The 23,576-nt window shown below is 40.5% G+C and carries 21 protein-coding genes; 13 read left to right on the forward strand and 8 right to left on the reverse strand.

Annotation, left to right across the window (positions count from 1 at the left end):
* Positions 1-20: 20 nt before the first annotated feature.
* Together LOC50_RS11315 and LOC50_RS11320 are read right to left on the reverse strand one after the other, a co-directional pair.
* Positions 21-1,151: a PilT/PilU family type 4a pilus ATPase gene (locus tag LOC50_RS11315; RefSeq protein ID WP_036980184.1), complete on the reverse strand. Its 1,131-nt coding sequence runs from the start codon at positions 1,149-1,151 to the stop codon at positions 21-23.
* A 9-nt stretch (positions 1,152-1,160) separates the two neighbouring features.
* Positions 1,161-2,201: a type IV pilus twitching motility protein PilT gene (locus tag LOC50_RS11320; RefSeq protein WP_013465851.1), complete on the reverse strand. Its 1,041-nt coding sequence runs from the start codon at positions 2,199-2,201 to the stop codon at positions 1,161-1,163.
* 2 nt (positions 2,202-2,203) lie between these two features.
* Here LOC50_RS11320 and LOC50_RS11325 point away from each other — a divergent pair, with 2 nt between their 5' ends.
* From LOC50_RS11325 to LOC50_RS11360, 8 genes are all read left to right on the forward strand, one after another.
* Positions 2,204-2,917: a YggS family pyridoxal phosphate-dependent enzyme gene (locus LOC50_RS11325; protein ID WP_069439860.1), complete on the forward strand. Its 714-nt coding sequence runs from the start codon at positions 2,204-2,206 to the stop codon at positions 2,915-2,917.
* 17 nt (positions 2,918-2,934) lie between these two features.
* Positions 2,935-3,756 carry a pyrroline-5-carboxylate reductase gene (gene proC, locus LOC50_RS11330; RefSeq protein ID WP_036980188.1) on the forward strand — a complete coding sequence of 274 codons (822 nt, stop codon included), beginning with the start codon at positions 2,935-2,937 and terminating at the stop codon, positions 3,754-3,756.
* A 26-nt stretch (positions 3,757-3,782) separates the two neighbouring features.
* A complete protein-coding gene (locus tag LOC50_RS11335; RefSeq protein WP_069439859.1) occupies positions 3,783-4,316 on the forward strand; it encodes a YggT family protein in 534 nt (177 codons plus the stop codon).
* Between the two features lie 57 nt (positions 4,317-4,373).
* On the forward strand, positions 4,374-4,817 hold the full coding sequence (locus LOC50_RS11340) for a DUF4426 domain-containing protein (RefSeq protein WP_036980192.1): 444 nt from the start codon (positions 4,374-4,376) through the stop codon (positions 4,815-4,817).
* Between the two features lie 2 nt (positions 4,818-4,819).
* Positions 4,820-5,419, forward strand: coding sequence for an XTP/dITP diphosphatase (locus tag LOC50_RS11345; protein WP_069439858.1), 600 nt, complete (start codon positions 4,820-4,822; stop codon positions 5,417-5,419).
* The gene (gene hemW / locus LOC50_RS11350; RefSeq protein ID WP_069439857.1) at positions 5,416-6,552 is read left to right on the forward strand and encodes a radical SAM family heme chaperone HemW; all 1,137 of its coding nucleotides are present in this window, start codon (positions 5,416-5,418) and stop codon (positions 6,550-6,552) included. The genes LOC50_RS11345 and hemW overlap by 4 nt, the downstream gene beginning before the upstream one ends.
* Positions 6,553-6,589: 37 nt before the next feature.
* Positions 6,590-8,422: a DUF885 domain-containing protein gene (locus tag LOC50_RS11355; protein ID WP_069439856.1), complete on the forward strand. Its 1,833-nt coding sequence runs from the start codon at positions 6,590-6,592 to the stop codon at positions 8,420-8,422.
* Positions 8,423-8,526: 104 nt separating this feature from the next.
* Positions 8,527-9,186, forward strand: coding sequence for a hypothetical protein (locus tag LOC50_RS11360; RefSeq protein ID WP_036980197.1), 660 nt, complete (start codon positions 8,527-8,529; stop codon positions 9,184-9,186).
* On the opposite strand, the gene LOC50_RS11365 is transcribed toward LOC50_RS11360, so the two are convergent.
* On the reverse strand, positions 9,178-9,894 hold the full coding sequence (locus tag LOC50_RS11365; RefSeq protein WP_036980198.1) for an SIMPL domain-containing protein: 717 nt from the start codon (positions 9,892-9,894) through the stop codon (positions 9,178-9,180). The two genes, LOC50_RS11360 and LOC50_RS11365, sit on opposite strands and share 9 nt — an antisense overlap.
* Positions 9,895-10,274: 380 nt before the next feature.
* Here LOC50_RS11365 and LOC50_RS11375 point away from each other — a divergent pair, with 380 nt between their 5' ends.
* Both LOC50_RS11375 and LOC50_RS11380 read left to right on the forward strand, forming a co-directional pair.
* On the forward strand, positions 10,275-12,941 hold the full coding sequence (locus tag LOC50_RS11375; protein WP_248473765.1) for a bifunctional acetate--CoA ligase family protein/GNAT family N-acetyltransferase: 2,667 nt from the start codon (positions 10,275-10,277) through the stop codon (positions 12,939-12,941).
* Between the two features lie 8 nt (positions 12,942-12,949).
* Positions 12,950-13,894, forward strand: coding sequence for an ion transporter (locus LOC50_RS11380; RefSeq protein WP_250653239.1), 945 nt, complete (start codon positions 12,950-12,952; stop codon positions 13,892-13,894).
* Between the two features lie 24 nt (positions 13,895-13,918).
* Here LOC50_RS11380 and LOC50_RS11385 read toward each other — a convergent pair whose 3' ends face one another.
* The 3 genes from LOC50_RS11385 to LOC50_RS11395 are packed head-to-tail and all read right to left on the reverse strand — an operon-like array spanning position 13,919 to position 19,067.
* Complete coding sequence (locus tag LOC50_RS11385; protein WP_250653240.1) at positions 13,919-18,424, reverse strand: EAL domain-containing protein; 4,506 nt, start codon at positions 18,422-18,424, stop codon at positions 13,919-13,921.
* 25 nt (positions 18,425-18,449) lie between these two features.
* Entirely contained in the window at positions 18,450-18,851 is a 402-nt protein-coding gene (locus LOC50_RS11390) for a GNAT family N-acetyltransferase (protein WP_069439852.1), read from the reverse strand.
* 12 nt (positions 18,852-18,863) lie between these two features.
* Positions 18,864-19,067 carry a DUF3283 family protein gene (locus LOC50_RS11395; RefSeq protein WP_013465864.1) on the reverse strand — a complete coding sequence of 68 codons (204 nt, stop codon included), beginning with the start codon at positions 19,065-19,067 and terminating at the stop codon, positions 18,864-18,866.
* 434 nt (positions 19,068-19,501) lie between these two features.
* On the opposite strand from LOC50_RS11395, the gene LOC50_RS11400 reads away from it, so the two are divergent.
* On the forward strand, positions 19,502-20,146 hold the full coding sequence (locus LOC50_RS11400; RefSeq protein ID WP_248473809.1) for a transporter substrate-binding domain-containing protein: 645 nt from the start codon (positions 19,502-19,504) through the stop codon (positions 20,144-20,146).
* On the opposite strand, the gene LOC50_RS11405 is transcribed toward LOC50_RS11400, so the two are convergent.
* Positions 20,143-20,388 carry a DUF1289 domain-containing protein gene (locus LOC50_RS11405; RefSeq protein WP_013465866.1) on the reverse strand — a complete coding sequence of 82 codons (246 nt, stop codon included), beginning with the start codon at positions 20,386-20,388 and terminating at the stop codon, positions 20,143-20,145. The two genes, LOC50_RS11400 and LOC50_RS11405, sit on opposite strands and share 4 nt — an antisense overlap.
* A 103-nt stretch (positions 20,389-20,491) precedes the next feature.
* Entirely contained in the window at positions 20,492-21,625 is a 1,134-nt protein-coding gene (locus LOC50_RS11410; protein ID WP_248473763.1) for a 1-acyl-sn-glycerol-3-phosphate acyltransferase, read from the reverse strand.
* A gap of 440 nt (positions 21,626-22,065) precedes the next feature.
* On the opposite strand from LOC50_RS11410, the gene LOC50_RS11415 reads away from it, so the two are divergent.
* Both LOC50_RS11415 and LOC50_RS11420 read left to right on the forward strand, forming a co-directional pair.
* Positions 22,066-23,010, forward strand: a complete 945-nt coding sequence (locus tag LOC50_RS11415) for a D-2-hydroxyacid dehydrogenase (RefSeq protein WP_250653241.1) — start codon at positions 22,066-22,068, stop codon at positions 23,008-23,010.
* A 174-nt stretch (positions 23,011-23,184) separates the two neighbouring features.
* Complete coding sequence (locus LOC50_RS11420; RefSeq protein WP_069439848.1) at positions 23,185-23,565, forward strand: DUF3192 domain-containing protein; 381 nt, start codon at positions 23,185-23,187, stop codon at positions 23,563-23,565.
* The last annotated feature ends 11 nt before the right edge of the window (positions 23,566-23,576 follow it).

A 23,576-nucleotide genomic window follows, 5' to 3' on the forward strand; every position in this document is an offset into this window, starting at 1 on the left:
GCGCTTTTTTTGTATCTAGGTCATATGCCTTTGTCATCAAGGCCATCAATGGTCACACCTTGCAAAAAGCCTGCGCCTTGCTGCTCGTTATTACGTAGTTTAATCATCAAGCGTAAGTCATTTGGCGAATCCGCATGATGCAGCGCATCGGCATAATTAATACGTTGCTGCCTGTAAAGCTCAAACAGCGCTTGGTCAAAGGTTTGCATGCCCATCTCTGTTGATTTGGCCATGGTTTCTTTAATACCACCAATATTACCGTTTTTAATTAGCTCACTGACCATTGGCGTATTAAGTAATACCTCAATGGCAGCAACACGCCCTTCCCCATCAGAGGTCGGAATAAGTTGCTGAGCAATGATAGCGCGTAAATTTAATGCTAAGTCATATTTAAGCTTATCGTGCTTTTCTTTTGGTACCAAATGCATAATACGGTCAATCGCTTGGTTAGCATTGTTAGCATGCAGGGTGGCAACACATAAATGACCCGTTTCTGCAAAGCTCAACGCATATTCCATGGTTTCTTGCGAACGAATTTCACCAATTAAAATAACATCAGGCGCTTGGCGCAAAGAGCTTTTAAGTGCTGATTCAAAGCTTTCAGTATCTAAACCCACTTCACGTTGGGTAATAATACTTTTTTGATGCTCATGCACAAATTCAATCGGATCTTCTATGGTTAAAATATGGCCACGTTGATTGCGATTTCTATACCCAATAAGTGCCGCCAAAGACGTTGATTTACCGGTTCCCGTACCACCCACAAATAACACGAGTCCGCGCTTTGACATAATCACATCGGTCAATGCAGAAGGTAATCCAAGCTCTTTAACGTCGGGAATTTTAGTGACGATTCGGCGAATAACCATGCCCGCTCTGTCGCGTTGCCAAAAAGCCGAAATACGAAAGCGCCCTTCGCTAGTTGCAACCGCAAAGTTACATTCTTTAGTGTTATGAAACTCTGCTTTTTGTTTTTCACTCATCGCTGATTCGACTAATTCCAGCGCTTGCTCATCTGTTAATTTATCGTCATTAAGAGGAGTTAACTCGCCGTTAATTTTAGCGCTAATAGGAAGTTGGCTCGATACAAATAAATCAGAGCCTTTTTTGTCGACCATTATTTGTAAAAAGTGATTTAAAGATAAAGTCATAATAATTCCTTAAGCGCTAAACTGTGTCTTATCTTGCGCTTTTGTATATGCCGCTGAATGAGTGATAATGCCACGGTTAACTAAGCTTGTTAAACATTGATCCATGGTTTGCATGCCTTGCGACGCACCGGTTTGAATTGATGAGTACATTTGTGCAATTTTATCTTCACGGATTAAATTACGAATAGCAGGCGTTGCCAACATAATTTCATGTGCAGCCACTCGCCCTCCCCCTACTTTTTTTATCAGTGTTTGCGAAATAACTGCACGTAATGACTCAGAGAGCATAGAGCGGATCATATCTTTTTCTTCGCCAGGGAATACATCAATAATACGGTCAATGGTTTTAGGTGCAGAGGTCGTATGCAAAGTACCAAACACCAAGTGACCCGTTTCCGCAGCGGTCATAGCAAGGCGAATAGTTTCTAAGTCTCGTAGCTCACCAACCAAAATAACATCAGGGTCTTCACGAAGTGCGCTGCGTAGTGCATTAGAAAAGCTATGTGTATCACGATGAACTTCCCGCTGATTAATTAAGCTGAGTTTATTATCATGAACAAATTCGATAGGATCTTCAATAGTCAGCACATGATGATGCTTAGTTTGGTTAATGTAATCGACCATCGCCGCAAGCGTGGTCGACTTACCTGAACCTGTAGGGCCTGTGACTAACACTAGGCCTCGTGGGTTATCTGAAATTTGTTTAAATATTTCAGGTGCGCCTAAATCTTCAAGAGTGAGTACGTCACTCGGGATAGTACGAAACACAGCAGCAGGGCCACGATTAGAGTTAAAGGCATTTACACGAAAACGTGCTAAATTAGGGACTTCAAAAGAAAAATCCACTTCGAGATTTTGCTCATAGTCCTTACGCTGGTTATCGTTCATAATGTCATAAACCAGACTGCTGACTTCTTTATCTCCAAGTGCTGGTATATTAATACGTCGCACATCGCCATCAACACGTATCATAGGTGATACCCCTGATGATAAGTGCAAATCTGATGCTTTATGTTGCACACTAAATGCCAATAATTCGGTGATATCCATTTATGACTCCACAACTAACTGATAAATATATGGTTACAATAGCAGAACGACTCACATCCGCCTACGCTAGAATTGCAGAGGCAGCGCACAAAGCACAACGTAATAGTAACGATATTACGTTACTTGCAGTATCTAAAACCAAACCCGCTACTGATATTATGGCAGCTTATGATCAAGGGCAACGTCAATTTGGTGAATCTTATGTTCAAGAGGCTGTAGATAAAATAGCGCAACTAGACACATTTAGCGATATTGTTTGGCATTTCATTGGCCCTATTCAGTCAAATAAAAGTGCTTTAGTCGCTGCCAATTTTGCTTGGGTGCAAAGTGTAGACAGACTTAAAATAGCCAAGCGCTTAAACAGTCAACGCCCTGAGACAATGCCGCCACTGAATGTACTTATTCAAGTCAATATTAGCGAAGAAGAAGCAAAGTCTGGTTGTCACCCCAATGAAATCACTGAGCTGGCGCAATATATAGACCAATGTGCCCATTTACAGTTGCGCGGACTGATGGCTATTCCCGCTAAAAGTGACGATGCAAACACGCAAATTCAATATTTTGAGCAATTACAAACTTGCTTTGATAAACTACAGACCCAATATCCTCATATAGATACGTTGTCGATGGGGATGAGTAACGATGTAGAAGCTGCCATAGCGGCAGGTTCAACCATGGTGAGGATCGGCACAGATATTTTTGGAACACGAACTTAAAAGGTGATAACAGACATATGTCAGATAAAAAAATCGCATTTATAGGCACAGGTAATATGAGCTACGCCATCATTGGTGGCATGGTAAAAAACGGCTTTAACGCAAATAATATTATTGCGACTAACCGCAACCAAGAAAAACTAGCTAAGGTAGCTGCCGATTTCAAAGTGCAAACCACCAGTGACAATAACGAAGCTATGCGCGATGCCGATGTCATTGTTTTGTCTGTTAAACCACAAATGATGGGCGATTTATGTCAATCATTTCAAGATTCAGGTGTCGACTTTAGCGATAAATTATTTATCTCAGTCGCGGCAGGGTTAACCGTTAAGCGCTTACGTGAAATGCTTGGTCAAGATGTAAAAATGGTACGTTGTATGCCAAATACGCCATCATTACTTGGCCGTGGTGTATCTGGCTTATATGGTGCAGGCGAAACCCAAAGCGAGCATGAGTTTGTACAGCAAGTATTTGAATGTACCGGTATTGTTGTATGGGTAGAGCAAGAATCACAAATTAACGATGTGATAGCTGTTACCGGCTCTTCACCGGCTTACTTTTTCTTATTTATGGAAGCCATTGAAGAAAAAGCCAAAGCGCTTGGGTTTAGTGATGAAGACGCACGCCGCTTAGTGCAGCAAACCGCCCTTGGCGCAGCTGAAATGGCACTTAGCCAAACTGATATTAGCATTTCACAATTACGTTCAAATGTGACATCAAAAGGCGGTACCACGCATGCAGCTGTTGAGCATTTAAAAGCACAAGGTTTAACTAAAACCGTAGGCGATGCAATGGATGCGTGTATTGCGCGTGCAGTGCAAATGGAACAAGAACTTTAAAACCATTTTTTATTGAAGGTTATACTATGAATGCCATGCAATTTTTAATTAGCACCTTGTTTGATCTATTTTTAATGGTGGTACTACTGCGTTTTTGGCTACAGTGGGCAAAAGCCGACTTTTACAATCCGATGAGCCAATTTGTGGTGAAAGCCACTTCGTTTGCAGTTAACCCGCTGCGAAAAATCGTTCCGGGGCTAGGCGGGCTTGATTTAGCCTCTTTGTTGCTGGCATTTATAGTGGCTGCGGCAAAAATAAGTACCCTAATGTGGCTTATTTATAGCTCTTGGGCTATTCAACCTGTGCTTATACAGGCGCTAATAACTGTTTTAAAAGAAGGTTTAAATTTAGTCTTTTGGGTGTTAATTATCCGCGCTATTTTAAGCTGGGTAAGCCAAGGCTATAACCCAATTGAAGCGGCATTCCATCAGCTTACTGAGCCAATGTTAAAGCCTATCCGTAAAGTTTTACCGCCACTAGGAGGCTTAGATTTATCGGTACTGGTACTAATCATCGGCATTCAGTTTTTACAAATGCTGCTAATGGACCTTTTAGCTTAAGCATAACGTAATATAAAAGAGGCCTAGTGCCTCTTTTTACATACTCAGGAGTTAACTATGCAACGTTTAATAAAGTTTTGTTTTATTGCTTGTCTCGCTTTAGCATTTAATGCGCACAGCGCACAAGAACAAGGCGCTCAATATAAAGAACTAGGCCCTTGGCAAGTTCATTATATAGCCTTTCCATCAACGTTTATTCAGCCACAAATAGCCAAAACGTACGGCCTGGAACGCAGTGGCTATAAAGGCATTGTTAATATTTCTATCTTAAAAAATGATGCTAATAAAACAGCGCAAAAAGCGACATTACAAGGCACCGCTAAAAACTTATTAGGTAACAAGCAAACCCTTAACTTTAAAGAAGTGGTTGAAGGCGATTCTGTTTATTACCTAGCACAAGTAGATTACACCAACGAAGAGATTTTACGTTTTGAAATTGAAATCCAACAAGGTAACCAGTTCCAAACATTAAAATTTCAGCAAAAATTTTACGTAGATTAAATATGACCAACACCTTAGTACTTGCAACCGGCAATCCCGGCAAAGTAAATGAGCTGGCTAACATGCTCAGCTCGCTTAACATTAATGTAGTACCACAAAGCGACTTTAATGTCAGTGACGTGGCCGAAACAGGCACCACGTTTGTAGAAAACGCGATAATTAAAGCGCGTCATGCAGCTAAAATAACTGGATTACCGGCTATTGCTGATGATTCGGGATTAGAAGTTGATAGCTTAAATGGCGCACCCGGTGTTTACTCTGCTCGCTTTGCAGGTAAAGGCGCAAGTGATCAAGATAATATCGATAAATTACTGGCTGATTTAGGCGATAACCCTAACCGACGCGCTCGTTTTTGGTGTGTGTTAGTACTGATGCGTCACGCCGACGACCCTACCCCACTTATTTGCAGTGCTAGCTGGGAGGGCGAAATTACCCTTAGCCAACACGGTGAAGGTGGCTTTGGCTACGATCCTATCTTTTTTGTGCCATCAGAAAATTGTACCAGTGCAGAGCTTACAAAAGCGCAAAAAAATGCCCTAAGTCATCGTGGGCAAGCACTTAAAATGTTACTGCAAGAGCTACAACACAAAGGCGGCCTGTGAACCTTCCTCCACTGAGTTTATATGTGCATGTGCCATGGTGCGTGCAAAAATGCCCTTATTGCGATTTTAATAGCCACGGGCAAAAAGGTGACATCCCTGAAACTGAGTATGTACAGCATTTAATCGACGATTTAAAAGCTGATTTACACTTAGTACAAGGGCGTAAGATTCACAGTATTTTTATTGGCGGCGGCACACCAAGTCTATTAACCGGCGCGGCATACACCCGTTTACTCAAGGAAGTAGATAGCCTAATTGGCTTAAGCGATAACTGTGAAATTACCCTTGAAGCAAATCCCGGCACAGTCGAAACTGGCCGTTTCAAAGATTATGTAAAAGCAGGCATTAACCGTATCTCTATCGGTGTGCAAAGCATGCAAAATGATAAGTTAAAAGCTCTAGGTCGAATTCATGGTGCCGATGAAGCCAGTTATGCAGCACAACAAGCCAATGAAGCGGGATTAAATAGCTTTAATCTTGATTTAATGCATGGCTTACCAGGGCAGTCTCTTGATGATGCACTGAGTGATTTAAAACAAATTATTGCGCTCAATCCACCGCATATTTCTTGGTATCAGCTCACGATTGAGCCCAATACGCAATTTGCTTCAAAACCGCCGACTTTGCCACAAGATGAAACCTTATGGGATATTCAAGAGCAAGGCCAAGCATTATTAGCACAAGCTGGCTATCAGCAATATGAAATATCAGGGTATGCAAAACCTGGCTATCAATGCCAACATAACTTGAATTATTGGCGGTTTGGCGATTATCTTGGCATTGGCTGCGGCGCTCATGGTAAGGTCACTGATGCGAAAACGGGGGTGATAACACGCACTGAAAAAGTAAAACACCCTCGGGGCTACATGGATATTATTAAACCCTACCTGTACAAAAGCTGGCAAGTAGAGCAAGACGACTTAGCGTTTGAATTTTTTATGAATCGCTTTCGTTTAATAGAGCCATGCCCTATAAATGATTTTAATGCGCTGACGCAGCAACCACTGCAAAGCCAACAGCATGCACTAGATAAAGCCATTAATGCCGGTTTACTAACAAAAACAGACAGCCACTGGCACGTTACACTCCAAGGCCAACGTTTTTTAAATGATCTACTTGCGTTATTTGTTTAGTGACAATAATAGGTTTCTAACAACAAAAGGGAAACGAATGCGTAAACTTACTTTAATTGCTGCCACCATCAGCGTGGCACTGCTTGCCGGTTGCCAACAAGCAACACAACAATCAACGTCTGCACCGGCGGTTCAAGCTCAACCTGTACAAAGTGAAATTGATAAAGCGAATGCTTTTTTTGAAGACACTTTTAATCGTGATGTAATGAGTAGCCCAGTTTATCAAACCTATATGGGCATCAAAAAAGATTACGATAAATGGGATGACAACAGCGAAGAAAAAGCGCTAAAAGACTTGGCACAAACTAAAGCCGATTTAGTCACGCTCAACAACATTGACCGTGCGCAATTAGATGCAGCTACTCAAGTAAGTTATGATTTAAAAAAACAAGATTTAGAAGCCAGCATTGCTGATTTCAAATGGCGTTACCATAACTACCCAGTAAACCAAATGTTTGGTACACATTCTATGGTGCCGGCTTTTTTAATTAACCAGCATCAAATTAGCAACGTAAAAGAAGCCAACGATTACATTGCCCGTTTAAACGGGGTTCCGGGTGTATTCGAACAACTGATTACCGACTTAGAAATTCGCGCCAATAAAAACATCATCGCCCCTAAATTTGTATTTCCACACGTGATTGATTCAAGCAAAAACATCATTAAAGGTGCGCCGTTTGAACAAGGTGAAGATTCAACTCTTTTGGCTGACTTTAAACGTAAAGTGAATGCATTAGAAATCGACCAAGCTGAAAAAGATGCACTTATTAGTGAAGCGACTGATGCATTAAAATCGGCAGTTAAACCTGCTTACTCTAAGTTAATCAACTACATTGCACAGTTAGAAAAACGTGCTGATGACCGTGACGGTGCTTGGAAATTCCCTGATGGCGAAGTGTTTTACAATAACGCACTGAAACGCACCACCACGACAGACCTTACAGCAAAAGAGATTCACGCCATTGGCCTTGCTGAAGTATCACGTATTCATGATGAAATGCGTGCCATTAAAGATAAAGTCGGCTTTGAGGGCGACTTAAACGCCTTTATGCAGTTTATGAAAACCGACAAGCAATTTTATTTAGCTAACACTGAAGCTGGTAAAGCGCAGTACCTAAGCGAAGCTAAAGGCTTAATTGATAACATGAAAACACGCTTAGATGAGCTGTTTATTGTAAAACCAAAAGCCGACATGATTGTAAAACGTGTTGAAGCATTCCGTGAAAAAGCGGCAGGTAAAGCGTTTTATCAGCAACCTGCGCCAGATGGTTCTCGCCCAGGTATTTACTACGCCAACCTATACGACATGGAAGCAATGCCTACTTACCAAATGGAAGCCTTGGCTTATCATGAGGGGATTCCGGGTCACCATATGCAAATTGCCATTTCACAAGAACTTGAAGGGGTACCTAAGTTCCGTAAATTTGGTGGTTACACAGCCTACATTGAAGGCTGGGGGTTATACTCAGAATTACTACCAAAAGAAATGGGCCTTTACGAAGACCCGTATTCAGATTTTGGTCGCTTAGCCATGGAATTATGGCGTGCATGTCGTTTAGTGGTTGATACCGGTATTCACGCAATGAAGTGGACTCGTCAAGAAGGTATTGATTACTACGTTAACAACACTCCTAACGCGACTTCTGACGGTGTGAAAATGGTTGAGCGCCACATTGTAATGCCATCTCAAGCAACGGCTTACAAAGTAGGTATGCTGAAAATTTTAGAACTACGTGAAGATGCTAAAATGCAACTTGGCGATAAGTTTGATATCCGCCAGTTCCACGATGTAGTGCTTAAAAATGGCCCTGTACCATTAAACGTACTAGAAAACTTCGTTAATGAGTGGATTGCCAGCAAACAAGCTTAATTTTTAAGTATTTACTTAAAGGTATAAAAGGTCGCAATTGCGGCCTTTTGTTTTATAAAGCAAAAAATTAAGCTAGGATAAAGTTGGAACTCAAGGAGAACAGAATGGATCTAAGCATACAGCTACTCAATGCGCGTATTAAACAACAGCAGTTTGATGAACTAGATAACGATTTTAAAAAGCTCACTGAGGCACAGCAAGTAATACAGCTTAATTACCTGTTTGAAAGTGCGCTACGCATGAGTATTAAATACGATTTTATGCAAAACATCGCCATGCGTATTTTAACCACCAATACGCCACCAGCGCCGTTTATTGAAAAACTAACCAGTTTAGATGCGCTGAGCTTTTTTACGCCTGCACTTAAATTAAATAAGGGGTTTATTAGTACAGACGACACTGGCAATAACGCCCTGCATAATGTATTTAAGCAAGCAATGCCCACACAACTGCCTTTTAACTATGTTCGCTCGTTGATGTTATTTGAATCTAATGAAGAGTTACTACATGCGTTAGCACATACAAATAAGCAAGGGCTCACTCCGGTTGCCAGTTACATTGCCTATGCACATAAGCCAAACTTTCCGATAAAACATGAATTTTCGGCCTTGCTCGCATTAATGGAAATAGAGCAAAAACAAAATCCTGCAGCAAAATTACAAATACTTGAGGCATTAAAAAATAATCCCCCAAGCGAGATAACCTTGCTACTGAGCGCCGCTTATTTACAGCGCTCTACTGAACAAGTGGCGGCTCTAATCTGATAAGTAATATTCTACGCTGGTAACAACACGTACGTTTTTAATTTGCGGCGTGTTTGAATCCCGATCGCTAATGCTAAACTGCCCTTGGCGAGCGGTTTTAATTTTACCTAAGCGTGAATTTGAATCTTTAGCAAACTTATCTGCCACTTCACGAGCTTTTTCTGTGGCTTCTTGCACCATGGCTGGTTTTATATCGTTAAGCCCAGTAAAAATATACTCAATACGGGTTTGATAGTTGTCTTGCACAATAGCTATATTTTGTTTAGCTAACTGACTCACTTTGCTCAGTGCGTTTTTAACTTTATCAGGAGCATTTGAATACACAATAATATTTGAGCTAATAACATACCTAAACTTTTGATTATCATTCGCGTATTCACGGGCTTGCTTATCTATAATAGATTGAGTACCTGTCGATATTTCTTCATCATCAAAGCCGTGTAACTTTAAAAAAGCAATCACCGCATCATTTTTTTGCTCAACTCGCTCAACAAGCTTTTCAAGATTGTTGTCGGCATCGTTAAACTGTAAAGGCCAAATAACGGTATCTGCCACAACTTCTCGTTCAGCTAACCCTTTTACCTGCACCGTGCGCTCCATCCCTTTAATATCAAGCGCAGCCCCTTTTACAATAAAACCCAATGCAATTAGGCCAATGCTTAAACACGCCGCTGCCATAACAACGCTTAAATTCGATATTTTATTCACCTTAATCTCCTTGATTAGGGTCTGTTGACCTTTGCGGATTAAAACTTGTTCAAACTAGGGGCGATTTAATCGCGGCGCGAGGTTTGTAACCTAGTGGGCTAAGTAAAAACCGAGCAACAAAGAGTAAATCGCCCCTAGGCAGAACCCTTCGGGCAGCGCCTGTTTGGCATTGATGCTGCGTTATCGCCTATTTATGGGGAATAACCACACCACATAGGCTCTGCCTTGCCTAAATACCAAACAGACTGCTGCAAGTTTAACCTTGAAAGGTCAACAGACCCTAATATCAATAATAAGCACATTCACGCTCGAAAAAACATAATAAACAGGTTACATTGAAAGGGTATAGATAGCAAAACTTAATCAGCCAAGGAAACGCAATGAGTCTAAAACGTATTAGCCAGTTTTTTAATCCAAGCTCAGTCGCTGTTATTGGGGCATCAAACACCCCTACTCGGGCTGGTAATGTGGTAATGCGTAATTTATTACAAGGCGGGTTTAAAGGGCCCATCATGCCCGTTACCCCCAATCATACTGCAGTGCATGGCGTATTAGCTTACCCAAGTATTGAGGCTCTCCCCAAAGTACCTGATTTAGCCGTTATTTGTACCAATAAAAACACCTTAATGAAAATTATTGAGCAGCTAGGTACGCTGGGGTGTCATAGCGCTATTATTATTGCTGATGGCCTAACAAGCGCACAAAAACAAGAACTTAAAGATAATGCTGTGAAGCATAAGGTAACGCTGCTTGGCTCAAATTGCTTAGGGTTACTTATTCCGCATATAGGTTTAAACGCGAGTTTTTCGCACACTGTTGCCACGCCAGGTAAACTGGCTTTTGTGTCACAATCAGCGGCTGTTTGTTCAACGATTCTTGATTGGGCTAAAAATAAAGAAATTGGCTTTTCATACTTTATATCTATGGGAGATTGTTTAGATATTGAGTTTGACGAAATACTCGACTTTTTAGGCCGCGATGCTAAAACCAAAGCTATCCTACTTTACATAGATAACATTAATGATATTCGCAGCTTTATTTCTGCCGCGCGTGCGGCGGCATTTTCTAAGCCCGTTATTGCTATTAAAACGGGCAGAACCAGTGCAGGCGCTCTTGCTGCTGAAATACACACCGGCGGAAAACAAAGCTCAGATGCAGTATATGATGCCATGTTTCAACGCGCAGGGATGTTAAGAGTAAATGATTTGCGCGAGCTTTTTGCCGCCACTCAAACCTTAGCAATGCACCCCAAATTATTGCAAGTAGAGCAGCTAACTATATTAACTAATGGCGGCGGCCCTGGAGTGATGGCCGTTGATGAACTTATTCAAAGCTCAGGTAAACTTGCTCAGCTTAGTGATAAAACGCGCGAAGCACTCAATAAAGTGATCCCACATTCAGACACAACATCCAACCCTGTCGATATATTTGGCGATTCTGCGCCAGTGCGTTACAAACACGCATTAGAAATACTGCTTAATGCTAAAGAAGTTAAAAACTTACTGATCATTCATACTCCATCGGCATTGGCCCCGAGTGAAAATTACGCTCAGGTTATTGTTGAGGCACTAAACAAATTACCAAAAATGGCACGCCCGTATGTGATCACTAATTTCATGGGAGAAGATGCCGCCTTCGCAGCCAGACGCATCTGCGCAAATAACGCCATCCCGACCTATCGTACCCCAGAAGGCGCAGTAGGTGCCTTTATGCACTTGGTAAGCTATCGTCGTAACCAAAAACATTTAACCCAAACGCCAGAATCAAACACCGATGATGCGACTATTAATAAAGCAGCAGCGAAAGCAGCTATTAAAGAGTTTTTAAATGATGAGCAACATTACTTATCAACCCATCAAGCGAGTCAAATTTTAAGTAGCTACGGTATAGACTGTATCCAAACTGAAGTAGCCTACACCCCTACTGAGGCAAAAGAGCAAGCAATAGAGCTAGGTTTTCCGGTCGCATTAAAGTTGATGAGCCCCAGCATTCCCTCTAAGTCTGAAGTCGGTGGCGTAGTACTCAACCTCAATGATGCGCAAGAGGTAGAACAAACGGCATTTGCCATGCTGTTAAGAATAAAAAACACCTACCCTGATGCTATTATTGATGGCTTTTCGTTACAAAAAATGGCGCCTAGAGCAGGTGCCAATGAGCTGCGCATAGCCATTAAAACAGAGCCTAATTTTGGGCCAGTTATTTTATTAGGTGAAGCTGGCACAGGGCTTGAGTACGCTCAAGCGGCGGTGGCCTTGCCACCACTGAATATGAACCTAGCTAAATATTTAATTGCCGCCGCCCATGATAAGGGAGTCCTTAAAGATCGCATTCTGCCAGAAAAAGTAGATAAATATCGTTTATGTGCGCTACTGACCCGAATTTCTCAACTCGTTGTTGATCAACCTGATATCACCTCATTAGAGCTTAATCCTATTTTAGCCAGTAATGGGCAGTTTTTAGTCCTTGATGCCACCATGAACCTAAATCAGTATCAGGTTCAGGCGCACCGAAAACGTTTATCAATCCGCCCTTATCCTATTGAGTTGGTTGAAACGGTGACCCTAAAAAATAAGACCTTAGCAACGCTCAGACCAATCAAACCAGAAGATGAGCAAGCACATCAAGAGTTTGACCGCTCCTTAAGCAAAGAAGATAGGTACAAGCGCTTTTTTGGTGAATTGCCACAATTTAACCATGATCAACTCGCTAAAATGACGCAAATTGATTACGACCGCGAAATGGCATTTATTGTTACCCAAACACAAGACGAGCAACAACACACATTAGGGGTTTCGCGAGTGATTATGGATCCCGATAATTTACAAGCAGAGTTTGCCATTGTGGTACGTTCTGATTGCCAAGGGCTTGGGTTAGGGCGTATTTTAATGAACGCGGCTATTTCTCACTGCAGACGCCAAGGCGTGAAAACGGTTGAAGGTATCACACTGCCAGAAAATACCGGCATGATTGAGTTAGCTCGTAAACTCGGATTTAAAATAAGTCGTGATTTTGAAGAAGGCAGTATCAATATGCTGCTCACATTATAATAGGTACTATGCGTAAACTAAGACAAACCATAAACCAAGTATTTGAAGCGTCAGGTAAGTATCAGCGAGCGGGACACATTTTAGATATCATACTGATCAGTATCATTATGATTAATGTGGTGGCGATTGTACTTGAGTCGGTGCGCAGCATCGCAACCGAGTACTATAGCGAGTTTTTAATCTTGGAGCTGGTATCAGTGGCTATATTTAGTGCTGAATACCTAATACGTGCTTGGACCTGTGTCGATCGCGTAAAGTACGCCTCCATGAATTGCTCAAACACACAAAAACGGATTCGATATATTTTATCACCTCTGGCAATTATCGATTTAATTGCCATTTTGCCTAGTTTATTAATGTTTTTCTTTGCTATCGATTTGCGTTTTTTACGGGTACTGCGGTTGTTGCGGGTATTTAAGCTCACTCGTTATTCACGAGCAATGCAATTGTTATTGCAGGCGTTTATTGATGAGTCGAGTTCATTACTGGCGGCATTTTTTATTATGTCTGTGTTACTTATTTTAGCCTCTTGCGGTATTTATTTATTAGAGCACGACATTCAACCAGACAAGTTCGGCTCTATTCCTGCTGCCATGTGGTGGGCAATGGCAACCCTTACCACGGTTGGTTATGGTGATGTTGTGCCTATAACGCCTATTGGTAAACTATTTGGTGGCGTAATCACGTTGGTGAGTATGGGGATGGTTGCCATACCAACCGGTTTATTAGCGTCGAGTTTCTCAGAGCAAATACGCAAACGTCGCCAGCTCTTTGAAGATGCCACCCACGAGAAAATAACCGATGGTAAGCTCACTGATGAGCAGATGCATCACCTTGAGGAGTTACGCTACAAACTAGGGCTAAGTAAGCTAGAGGCCAATAAAGCAATAAAAGCGGAGCTAAATAAACGCAGCTTACACTTATTTTGCCGTCACTGTGGTAAACGTCCTTAATAAAATAATGTATTAAGCGGCGCTTTAAGCTTGTGAGAATACAGGATGCCAATCGTGCTCAATAAGCTCAAGCACCTGCTCTTTAGGCACCGCTTTACTAAACAAGTAACCTTGAAAGTAGCTACAACCTTGCGCTTTTAAAAAAGCCAACTGATGTGCGCTTTCAACCCCTTCAGCAATGCACTCTTTACTTAAACTGCTTGCTAAAGCTAGTGTAGATTGAATAATCGCTTCGTTATCCGAATCAATACCAATATCTTGCACAAAGCTACGATCTATTTTTAATACATCAATCGGAAAGCGCTTCAAATAAGTTAACGAGGCATACCCTGTTCCAAAATCATCCATGTACAACTTACAGCCTAATTGCTTTAGTAAGTCCATATTTTTAAGCGCATGTTCTGAGTCTCGCATTAAAATAGACTCTGTTATTTCAAATACAATAGCCTCGGGCGGCAGTGCTGCATTGTTTAGTGCTTGGCGAATTTCAGGGACGAGTCCGATAAATTCAAAATCCAGTGCTGAGAGGTTAATTGATAGGTATAGATCAGGACACACTTTACGCCAACGAGCTAACTGCACCAAAGCACGCTTAAATGTTTGTAGCATTATTTTAGTGATTAAACCTATATTTTCAGCTACGTTTGCAAACTCTTGTGTACTCGCTAACTGATTATCAGGCCAGCGTAGTAACACCTCAAAGCCCACTGTTTTTTGCGTAGACGCATTAATAATGGGTTGATAATAATTACAAAATTCATGTTCATGATAAGCTTTGATCAACTGTGATTCTAAATGCATCGCCTTTTCAACACGTTGATTCATTTCTTGTTTGTAAAACTTATAACACCCTTCCAAGCCATCTTTAGCATAATAAAGCGCCACATTTGATGCTTTCAACAGTGCTTTATAATGCGCGGCATCATCAGGGAAAATAGCCACACCAATACTTAGGTGCACATTGACGCTTTGCTGATTCATAACAATGTCTTTACTCACGCAATCCATTAGTTTGGTGCATATAAGTAATACTTCTTCTATTTGCTGAATATCTTCAACTAGAATTACAAATTCATCACCGCCTAAACGCGCGACGCTATCACAACGGCGTAATGCTGTTTTCAAGCGGTTTGCCACCAGCTTTATTATCTCATCGGCGTTTTCTGTACCAAATGAATCATTAAAATACTTAAACCGTTTTATATTAACGTGTAACAAAGCCACTTTACACTGATGGCGGCGCGCCTGATCGATGGCATGTATAGCTCTGTCGTTAAACAAGGTTCTATTTGGCAGCCCTGTAAGTGAATCGTAATTAGCTAGTATGTGCAGTTCGCTCTCAGCTAACTTTTGTGCATGAATATCCGTTAAAATAATCACGAAACTACTCAGCCTTTGGCTTTCATCAGCCACGGCGCTTATTTTAACCAGTACATGGCGTTGCTCTTTGTTTGCCAGAACGACAGTGTCTTCACATGAAAAATGTTCGCCCACTTCAAGCTTTTGCATAATTCGTAAATAATCAAAATAGCTACTGCGGGACATTCCCAAATTAAGCGCACGGGTTGAACGAGGCTCTGCTGATAAGCCAAAAGCGCTTTGCAGCGATTTATTTGAGGCACGTATATTAAAGTTTTTATCTAAGATAAACACCCAATCTCGGGTTTGTTCAAACGCGGCGGTAAATAACCGTGCATGCTCTTCAAACACCCTTTCACGTGTCATATTGGTATACGTACCGGCTACTTTTTGCGGCGTTTTTTTGTCCCATTCAACCACCTTGCCAAAGTCTTTGTACCAGCGCCAATGACCTTTGGCGTGGCGTAATCGGTAGGTACAATTAAAATACCCTTTATCTGTTGATAAAAATTCTAACCACTCCAACCTAAAAATAGCACGCTCTTGAGGGTGAATTTTTTCTAGGTAGTCATCTAAACTCACCGAGTCATCTTCGTAGCCTAATTCGTTGACTAATCTAGGCTGATAAATATTTAACTGGCTCGCCTGCCAATCCCATACCCCGGACTCACTTCCCTCTAGTGCAAGCTTTAAACGCGCTTCACTGTCTTGGCTTTCTTTGTGTGCTGCCAATAAGATACGCTGTATTTTGTTGCGCCTCATTACCCATGCAGTCACTATGGTGATCAATAAAATGGCATAAAGCGCTAAAAAGTATGGAGCACGCCATAGCGGATATTTCACTTTAATATTTAACGTTGCTGGCGCAGTATAGTTGCCGGTCAGTGGATCTTTTGCCCAGACTTTTAACTGGTAGCTGCCTGGGTTTAATTTAGGAAACACCACCCGATTATTTCGGGTATAACTTTTTTTACCTTTATCGAGCTGATATTCATAAATAATGCGCTCTTGGAAGCTGAATGACATCGCTGAAAATGCAATCTCAAGCCCGATATCATCATGGTTTAAAGTGATATTTTTTAATGGCTGCTGTAAATTTATAGACAAGTCCCGAGACATTAAGTTGATGCGCGTGATATTGACCTGATCTAATAAACCTTGGCTATTTTTATTGTCTTTAGGATCAAAGTAGGTAAAACCTTTGAGGCTACCGAAGGCAATTCGACCATCCGCTAACTTAGCCATAGCGCCATTATTAAACTCAGCAGAGAGCACCCCATCTGATGTTGTAAATTGCTGAAAATGAATTGTTTCAGGATTTAGTCGCCATATTCCTTTATGGCTACTCATCCAAATCATTCCCTCTTCATCAAGAACCATATCGTACAACAAGGTGCCTAGTTTATTTTTATCTAAATCAATTGTGTGCACTAACTCATAGGTCGTTACATCTATACCAATCAGCCCAAAATTAGATAACGATAGCCAAAGTATGCCTTGCCCATCTACCACGTAGGAAAGAATACTAACGGCTACATTTTCATGGTGTTTAGGCACTTTATAAATGGTGTTTAAACTTAAATCATTGGGGTTAAATTGATATAAAACGCCACCACTAAAAAATAATGGCTTCTCGGGTTGATGCGGTAATGGGGGTAAAAAGCCATGCGCTAAAAAAGGGTCAAATTGTGCTAATTCGCCTTTTAAGTGAACTAATTGTCGGCTATCAATATTATATTTAAACATACCATGATCTGGGTGCACAAAATACAAATCCCCGTTTGGTAGCAATGTCAGGCCATGCATCCAATCATTTAAAAAAATCTGATTGGTAGGACTGTTAGTTTTTGGTTGGGTAAGTTGCTGAGTTTGCGGGTCAAAAATGAATAATCCTCGGTTTGAGTGCAGCCAGAGTTTATCTTTGTAAGGCATAATTTTGAAAATAGTAAACTCTGTGGTCAGTAAATCGACTTTATAATCTTTTAAATACACCTTTGAGCGATTACTTTTTAAATCAACCGCAGTTAAACCATTGTGTGTGCCTAACCATAGCTTTTCTTGGAACTCCTTAATTGACCATACCGAATGATGTGATAAACCATCCCCAATCAGTGCATTTCCCTCTACATTATAAAACTTGTAATTGTCGCCCGATAAATAAAACGCACCATCGGTTTTAGTGGCTAGCCACATTCCGCCCGATTTATCTTTCACCATATCAATAATACTGTTATCGGCGAGGGTGTACTTACTCTGCTGGATACGTTTATTTTTTACCACTTTTTTAGTAGTTAAATTAAAACAAAGCAGGCCTTTATCTGTTGCTAAATCGAGCACTCCTTGCTGATTATCAATATCCCAAACATTCAAATCGGCCAGTAATTTTTGGCTTGTAAATGATTGTTCGCGGTTGTTAAACATTACCTCTAAATTACTAATATCAACAGCGTATAAGCCCTTAACCGCACCAACAAGTAACTGATTGTTATTACCTAGCGCAAATGATTTCACATTATTTTGATAAATATGTACATCCGTTTCACTCAAGTGCTCGAGTGGCCTTACCTGCTGTGTTGCGATGTTAAAAACATACGCGCCGTCTGTGCTACCTATAAAAATATAACCGTTATAATGAAACAAAGTACGCACAAACGCATTTTCAAATTGCTCAGGAAGTGTAAATAAGGAGGTAATAGAGCCGTTGTCTATATCGAGTTTTGCAAACTCTCGGCCTTGTCCAATCCATAAGGTTTTATCATCGGTGGCTAACATAGTAAAAACGGACTGCTGTAGTATTTGCTCTTCTGTGACAGGTTTTTCTATGTATTGTTGGTAGGTATCCGTTTTCGGATCGTATCTGAACAAGCCTGCTAATAAGGAGGCAATCCAGATATGCCCTTGCTGATCTTGATATATGCGATCAATGTTCGCCTCTTCTAACTCACCATTAGGGCCATTGATTGTAATAACTTGATAGCCATCGTAACGGTTAAGGCCTCCTTCAGTAGAGAGCCATAAATACCCATTGTTATCGATAAGCATGGTATTAACATAACTTTGAGATAAGCCTTCGCTTGGGGATAATCGTTTTACTTGCGCTGTTACTTCAACGCTTATGAGCATAAACAGCACAAATATGGCTGTGATAAACCCATTAATACTCATACCCATGCTTGCCCTATTACTAATTTATGTTTTATTGATATTTCAATGCGGTAATATTTCGGTGCTTATAAGCATCAAATAGCGTTAATAATGCAGGAGTATATGTTAACACTTGGTTAAAACCAAGTGCTTGATAAAAATCAGTAAGGCGTTGATAAGCAAAGGTGTAAACAGGTTCTGTTTGCGCATTTAAAAGGGCAACTAATAACTGGGTTGCCACCCCCTTTGAACGATAAGAAGGAGCCACGAACACCGTTGATAAAAATAAAAATGTGGGCTTATTCTGTAACCGGCAGGCGGCAATAATCGTATTATTATCGTAAGCGACCCAGACCTGATCCTGTTTATTAGCACGGCCGCGGACGTTATATAACGTATAAAACTTATTAACTAAGGGCGTTTTAATTGATTCTAATTGTTTAATTACAAGCATAGTAGGCAAACCCTAGCTAAGCATAATGGCCAAATACTGCTCAAATTTTTGTTTTAAAACACCTTGCTCTGCAACAGGACGACTATGCAGAGTGTCGTACACTTGCTCACGCGTTTTTTTACCGCGCTTAATTTGATAAGCCCAAAATGAGGCCTCGTAATCTAACTGAATTTGATACTTTTGCTCTCGCGGCAAGTTACACAGATTAAAACTCATATTCACTCCAATTATTAGTGGCTATAAACTTATTGTTGCCTGCATGAATACAGGTAAGTGGCGTGAGCAGCATACGGAGGCTTTGCTCGGCTTTTACTAGCCCACTAGGTTAAACAACTCGCCCGAGCGCCCCTAGTTTGAACAAATTTCCATCCGCAAAGGTCAACAGCCCCTCGCTCAATAAAACGTAGATTATACGTTTAAGCTTATAAAAAACTAACTCTATAACTAATAAAAATAAGCGACTGTAAATAATTCAACGTAATCAATAATTGTTGGTGGTAACTTTTGCAAGATTACTAATGCAAACTGTGCAAAAGACAGACAATTTGTTATTATTGCTGCTTATTATCTTGCCGCAATTAATTGGAAATACTGACGTGCTTAAACGCTTTAACGGATTGCTGGTATTACTGTGCTTAGTTTTTAGTAATATGTCTTTTGCGCACAGTTATAGCTACACATTTAATCGCCCGCAAAACACTCAACAAGCAAACTATACCATTGAGCTATTACAATTGGCCTATACAGATATGGGCTTTAAACTAAATATTGTCGATTTTAATCGTCAAAATGCACTATTTGCAGCAGATAATGGCATGTTAGATGGGCAGCTTGCTCGCGATATCAGTATTGAAAGTGCCTATAAAAATTTAATTCGAGTTAACTATCCACTCTTTAAATTTAACCTTGAACTTTATAAACGCTGTGAGCCCAGCTCCACTAAAACCATAGATAGCGTTGCTATTATTTCCAGTTACCCTGTACAACAGCGATATTTAGACAGTATTGATTTTCAAGGTAAGGTAATTGAAGTTAAAAATAATAATACGCAGCTTAACTTACTGATCCAGCAAAAAGTACAAGGAGCGTTACTTATTGATTTTGCGATGGCAAATAAAACCATTCCTCCCTCTTTAGGCTGCTATGAAAAACAAGTCGTTGCAACCTACCCGCTTTATCATTATTTACATCACAGTCATGCGGATATTGTTCCCCAGCTAGAAGTAACACTGGATAAGTTACACAATAACGGCACAGTTGCAAAACTCAGGTCAAAATACAACCTACACTTTTAAAAATCAAAACCTTGTTGATCTGCTTGCGGTGATGATTGTGCCACTTTATTTTTTTGCTGTAAGTAACGTTTATAGCGCTGCTGGCATAAACTCAATACTTTTTTCTTTTGGGAATTCGTTAACGAATTCCATGAAAAACGCTCATCGCGACTGCGATAACAGCCTTTGCAATAACCGCGATTATTAACTAAGCAAATACCTTTACAAGGGCTAGGAATATCAAATATTTCAATTTGTTGCATTTTACCCTCCGGTATTAAAAGCATAGCCTGAGTATAGCGCTATTTTTGTGCAAAAAAAAAGCAGCAAATAAATTGCTGCTTTGTTGTTAGCTTAAGCTGTTAATTACTGCTCACAGCTTTGTTCATCTACTTGTGTTTTTCGATGAAATGGCTTGGCATACATAGCTAAAACCAAAGCCCTTAACTCTTCTGGCACCTTGGCCAAACGTTCTTCAAATTGTACTGCGTCATTTTTATTGATCACCGCCTCAGTGCAGCCAGCAGCAATAAAGTTGCCTGGGTGTAAGTAAAACGAATCAATAATTTGCTTATCAATGGTTTTTGCCAGTTCATCGGCACTGTCACAACCTGACTCAATAGGCTGACCAAACGATAAATGCACATGCCCTTTGGCTGAACTAAACCCTTCAACAATGCTGGCAATATCTTCACCCGCCGATTTAACATACTTCCCATGATGTTGTTTATGATATAGCTCTTTTGCCTTAGCTATAGCACAAGGCTCGTATTGGTAAGAGATTGCAACTGGCACCACTTTGAGCTCTTTAATGTATTCGCCAAATTCTTTCTTTTGTTTACGGCCATTAAGTTGCAACATTTTTAAAAGCGCAGGATCAGTTTGATCAACCCCATCTTTAGCGCGCCCTTCTTTTTGGGCAATCCAAATTGAGTGCCCGCTACTGAGTGAATCATAAATATAAGCCGATAACTGAGTCAGCGCTTTTAACATCTCTTTTGGGGCTTTCGCTGAGCGTTTCACAATAAAACTTTTATTTAAGCGCATAAGCTCAGTAATGTAAGGAATTTGCAGCAAGTTATCGCCAATCGCAATTCTCACTGTTTTCATTTTATGCTGGAATAAGCCCCAATTAACCAGTGCAGGGTCAAGTACAATATCTCTGTGGTTTGAAACAAAAAGATAGGCTTGATTAGGGTCTAAGTCTTCTAAGCCAGAAAAAGTGACTTTTGAGGTGGTACGTTTTATTAATATATTTAAGTAATGTGCCACTTCATTTTGTACATCTTCAACCGTTTTAACTTTGCCCCACTTTTTGCGCAACTGATGCTTTATTATAGCGCGTGCTAAAAACCCAACTGCGGATATAAAGCGTGGCAAATTGTATTTTGCAATTACATCAATAAACGCATTATCGTTAATTAATCGCGTTAATGAGGCGGCAACTTCATCGTCATTGTAAGGTCTTATATCTGCGTACTTATCTTCTAATTCAATCATTTACTGCATCTACAAAGTTAAAAACGGCGCGTTAAAACGCCCCGCTGTGTCTGATTTTGATTATAACTCAACCAAAAATACGAAACTAGCAATACTAAAGTTCGATTTACTGAGTTTTCATAGCGTTATAGTTTAACGCTGAGCCTAGCTGTCTTGCTAACAACGCATACGTATAGACTATGGCTATTAATTATTAATTTAAATGGGTAGACCTTACTAACAGCACTTTATTCAAGTTAACTTAGCAAGGCAGTTGCTCATAATAACATGCCAGTTAAGCTTCAGTGGGCAGACCACATTTAAATATGGCTCTACAACTGCTAATGTAAACGCAACATGATAAACCCAATAACATTCAAATAGATGATACTCTTTTTATCACAAGCACTTCGCGTAAAGGGGTTATTATTCCCTTAACACATACACTATTAGGACACACCGTGAACATAACAATTCTTGATAACGCTACACTGGCAAACACCTCACTTGATTGTATCTCAGCACTGGGAAAGCTTACCGTGCATCAGCTAACTAGCCCAGAGCAAGTGCTAGCACATAGCCAAAATGCAGAGGTGTTAATCACCAATAAAGTAGTGATTAATCGTGACACCATGGCACAATTAACATCACTCAAACTTATTTGTGTTAGTGCTACCGGCACCAATAATGTTGATTTAAATGCCGCGAAAGATTTAGGCATTGCGGTAACCAATGTTGCTGGTTATTCAACCCCCTCGGTTGTGCAGCACACCTTTTCGTTAATTACTAACTTATTAGGCAATACTCATCGCTACCAAGCGGACTGCCAACAAGGTGCATGGCAAAAAAGTGAAATGTTTTGTCGCCTTGATTACAGCTTTAATGATTTTCAGGGTAAAACATTAGCCATTATTGGTGGGGGAACTCTGGGCAATGCTGTATCTAAAGTGGCTGAAGCCTTTGGTGCTCATGTCATTGTTGCAGAGCGCAAAGGTGCTGAGTGTCGCCAAGGACGCACGCCTTTTAAAACCGCAATAAAAACAGCGGATATTATCAGCGTACATTGCCCACTTAATGATGAAACGCGTGACTTAATTACGCTTAATGAATTAAAAATGATGAAACCAACTGCGCTTATTATTAACACCGCGCGCGGGGGGATCATAAACGAAGCCGACTTAGCACAAGCCTTAAAAACTAATGTGATTGCTGGTGCAGGTGTTGACGTACTAACCAAAGAGCCTGCTGAGCACAACAATCCACTGGCCAATTACACGGGAGATAACTTACTACTAACCCCACATATAGCGTGGGCCAGTACCGAATCTATTGCGCGCTTGGTTAAAGAAGTGAGTTTAAATATCGCTGCATTTAGTCAACAAGAGTCGCGTAATCGCTTGGTTTAATGCCGTTAAATTAAGTTAGTCAAAATAACTAAAAAGTGGCTTTTAATTTTATTTCTTAAAAAAGCCACTAACTCAAAAAATCACTTTAAAAATAAATAATTGATTTTTAAAGATTAAAAAACTGGCCTAGTCTTTGCTCTAAAGTCTGTAATTAATCATCTAGAATAATAAAAAATGAAAAAAACACTTTTAATCGCCGCCCTTACCGCTCCTTTTTTAACTGGCTGTGTTATTGCTGTATCCGATGGCGAAGCGGAGGGTCATTGGGCTGGTAATAGTTCTTCTAGCTGGCAGGCAACACATAAGAATAATCGTGAAATTATTTCAGGCTTGGCAATGGATAGCTCTTATCAGTCTGTATTAAAAGCCCTAAAAACACCTGACTTCACCGAATTACTAAAAAAAGAAGAGGATGTTTACCAAGTCTTATTTTATGCAACGCACAGCATCCATTCAGATGGTAAAATGACTAAAGATGAATGCACACCGTTGGTATTTAAAAATGATAAATTAGTTGGTATTGGTGCCTCAGCACTGCAAATGCTGACAAACTAAGTAACTACAAC

It is taken from the genome of Pseudoalteromonas sp. SCSIO 43095, assembly GCF_023650455.1.
In the GTDB taxonomy this organism is placed as follows: Bacteria; Pseudomonadota; Gammaproteobacteria; order Enterobacterales; family Alteromonadaceae; genus Pseudoalteromonas; species Pseudoalteromonas tetraodonis.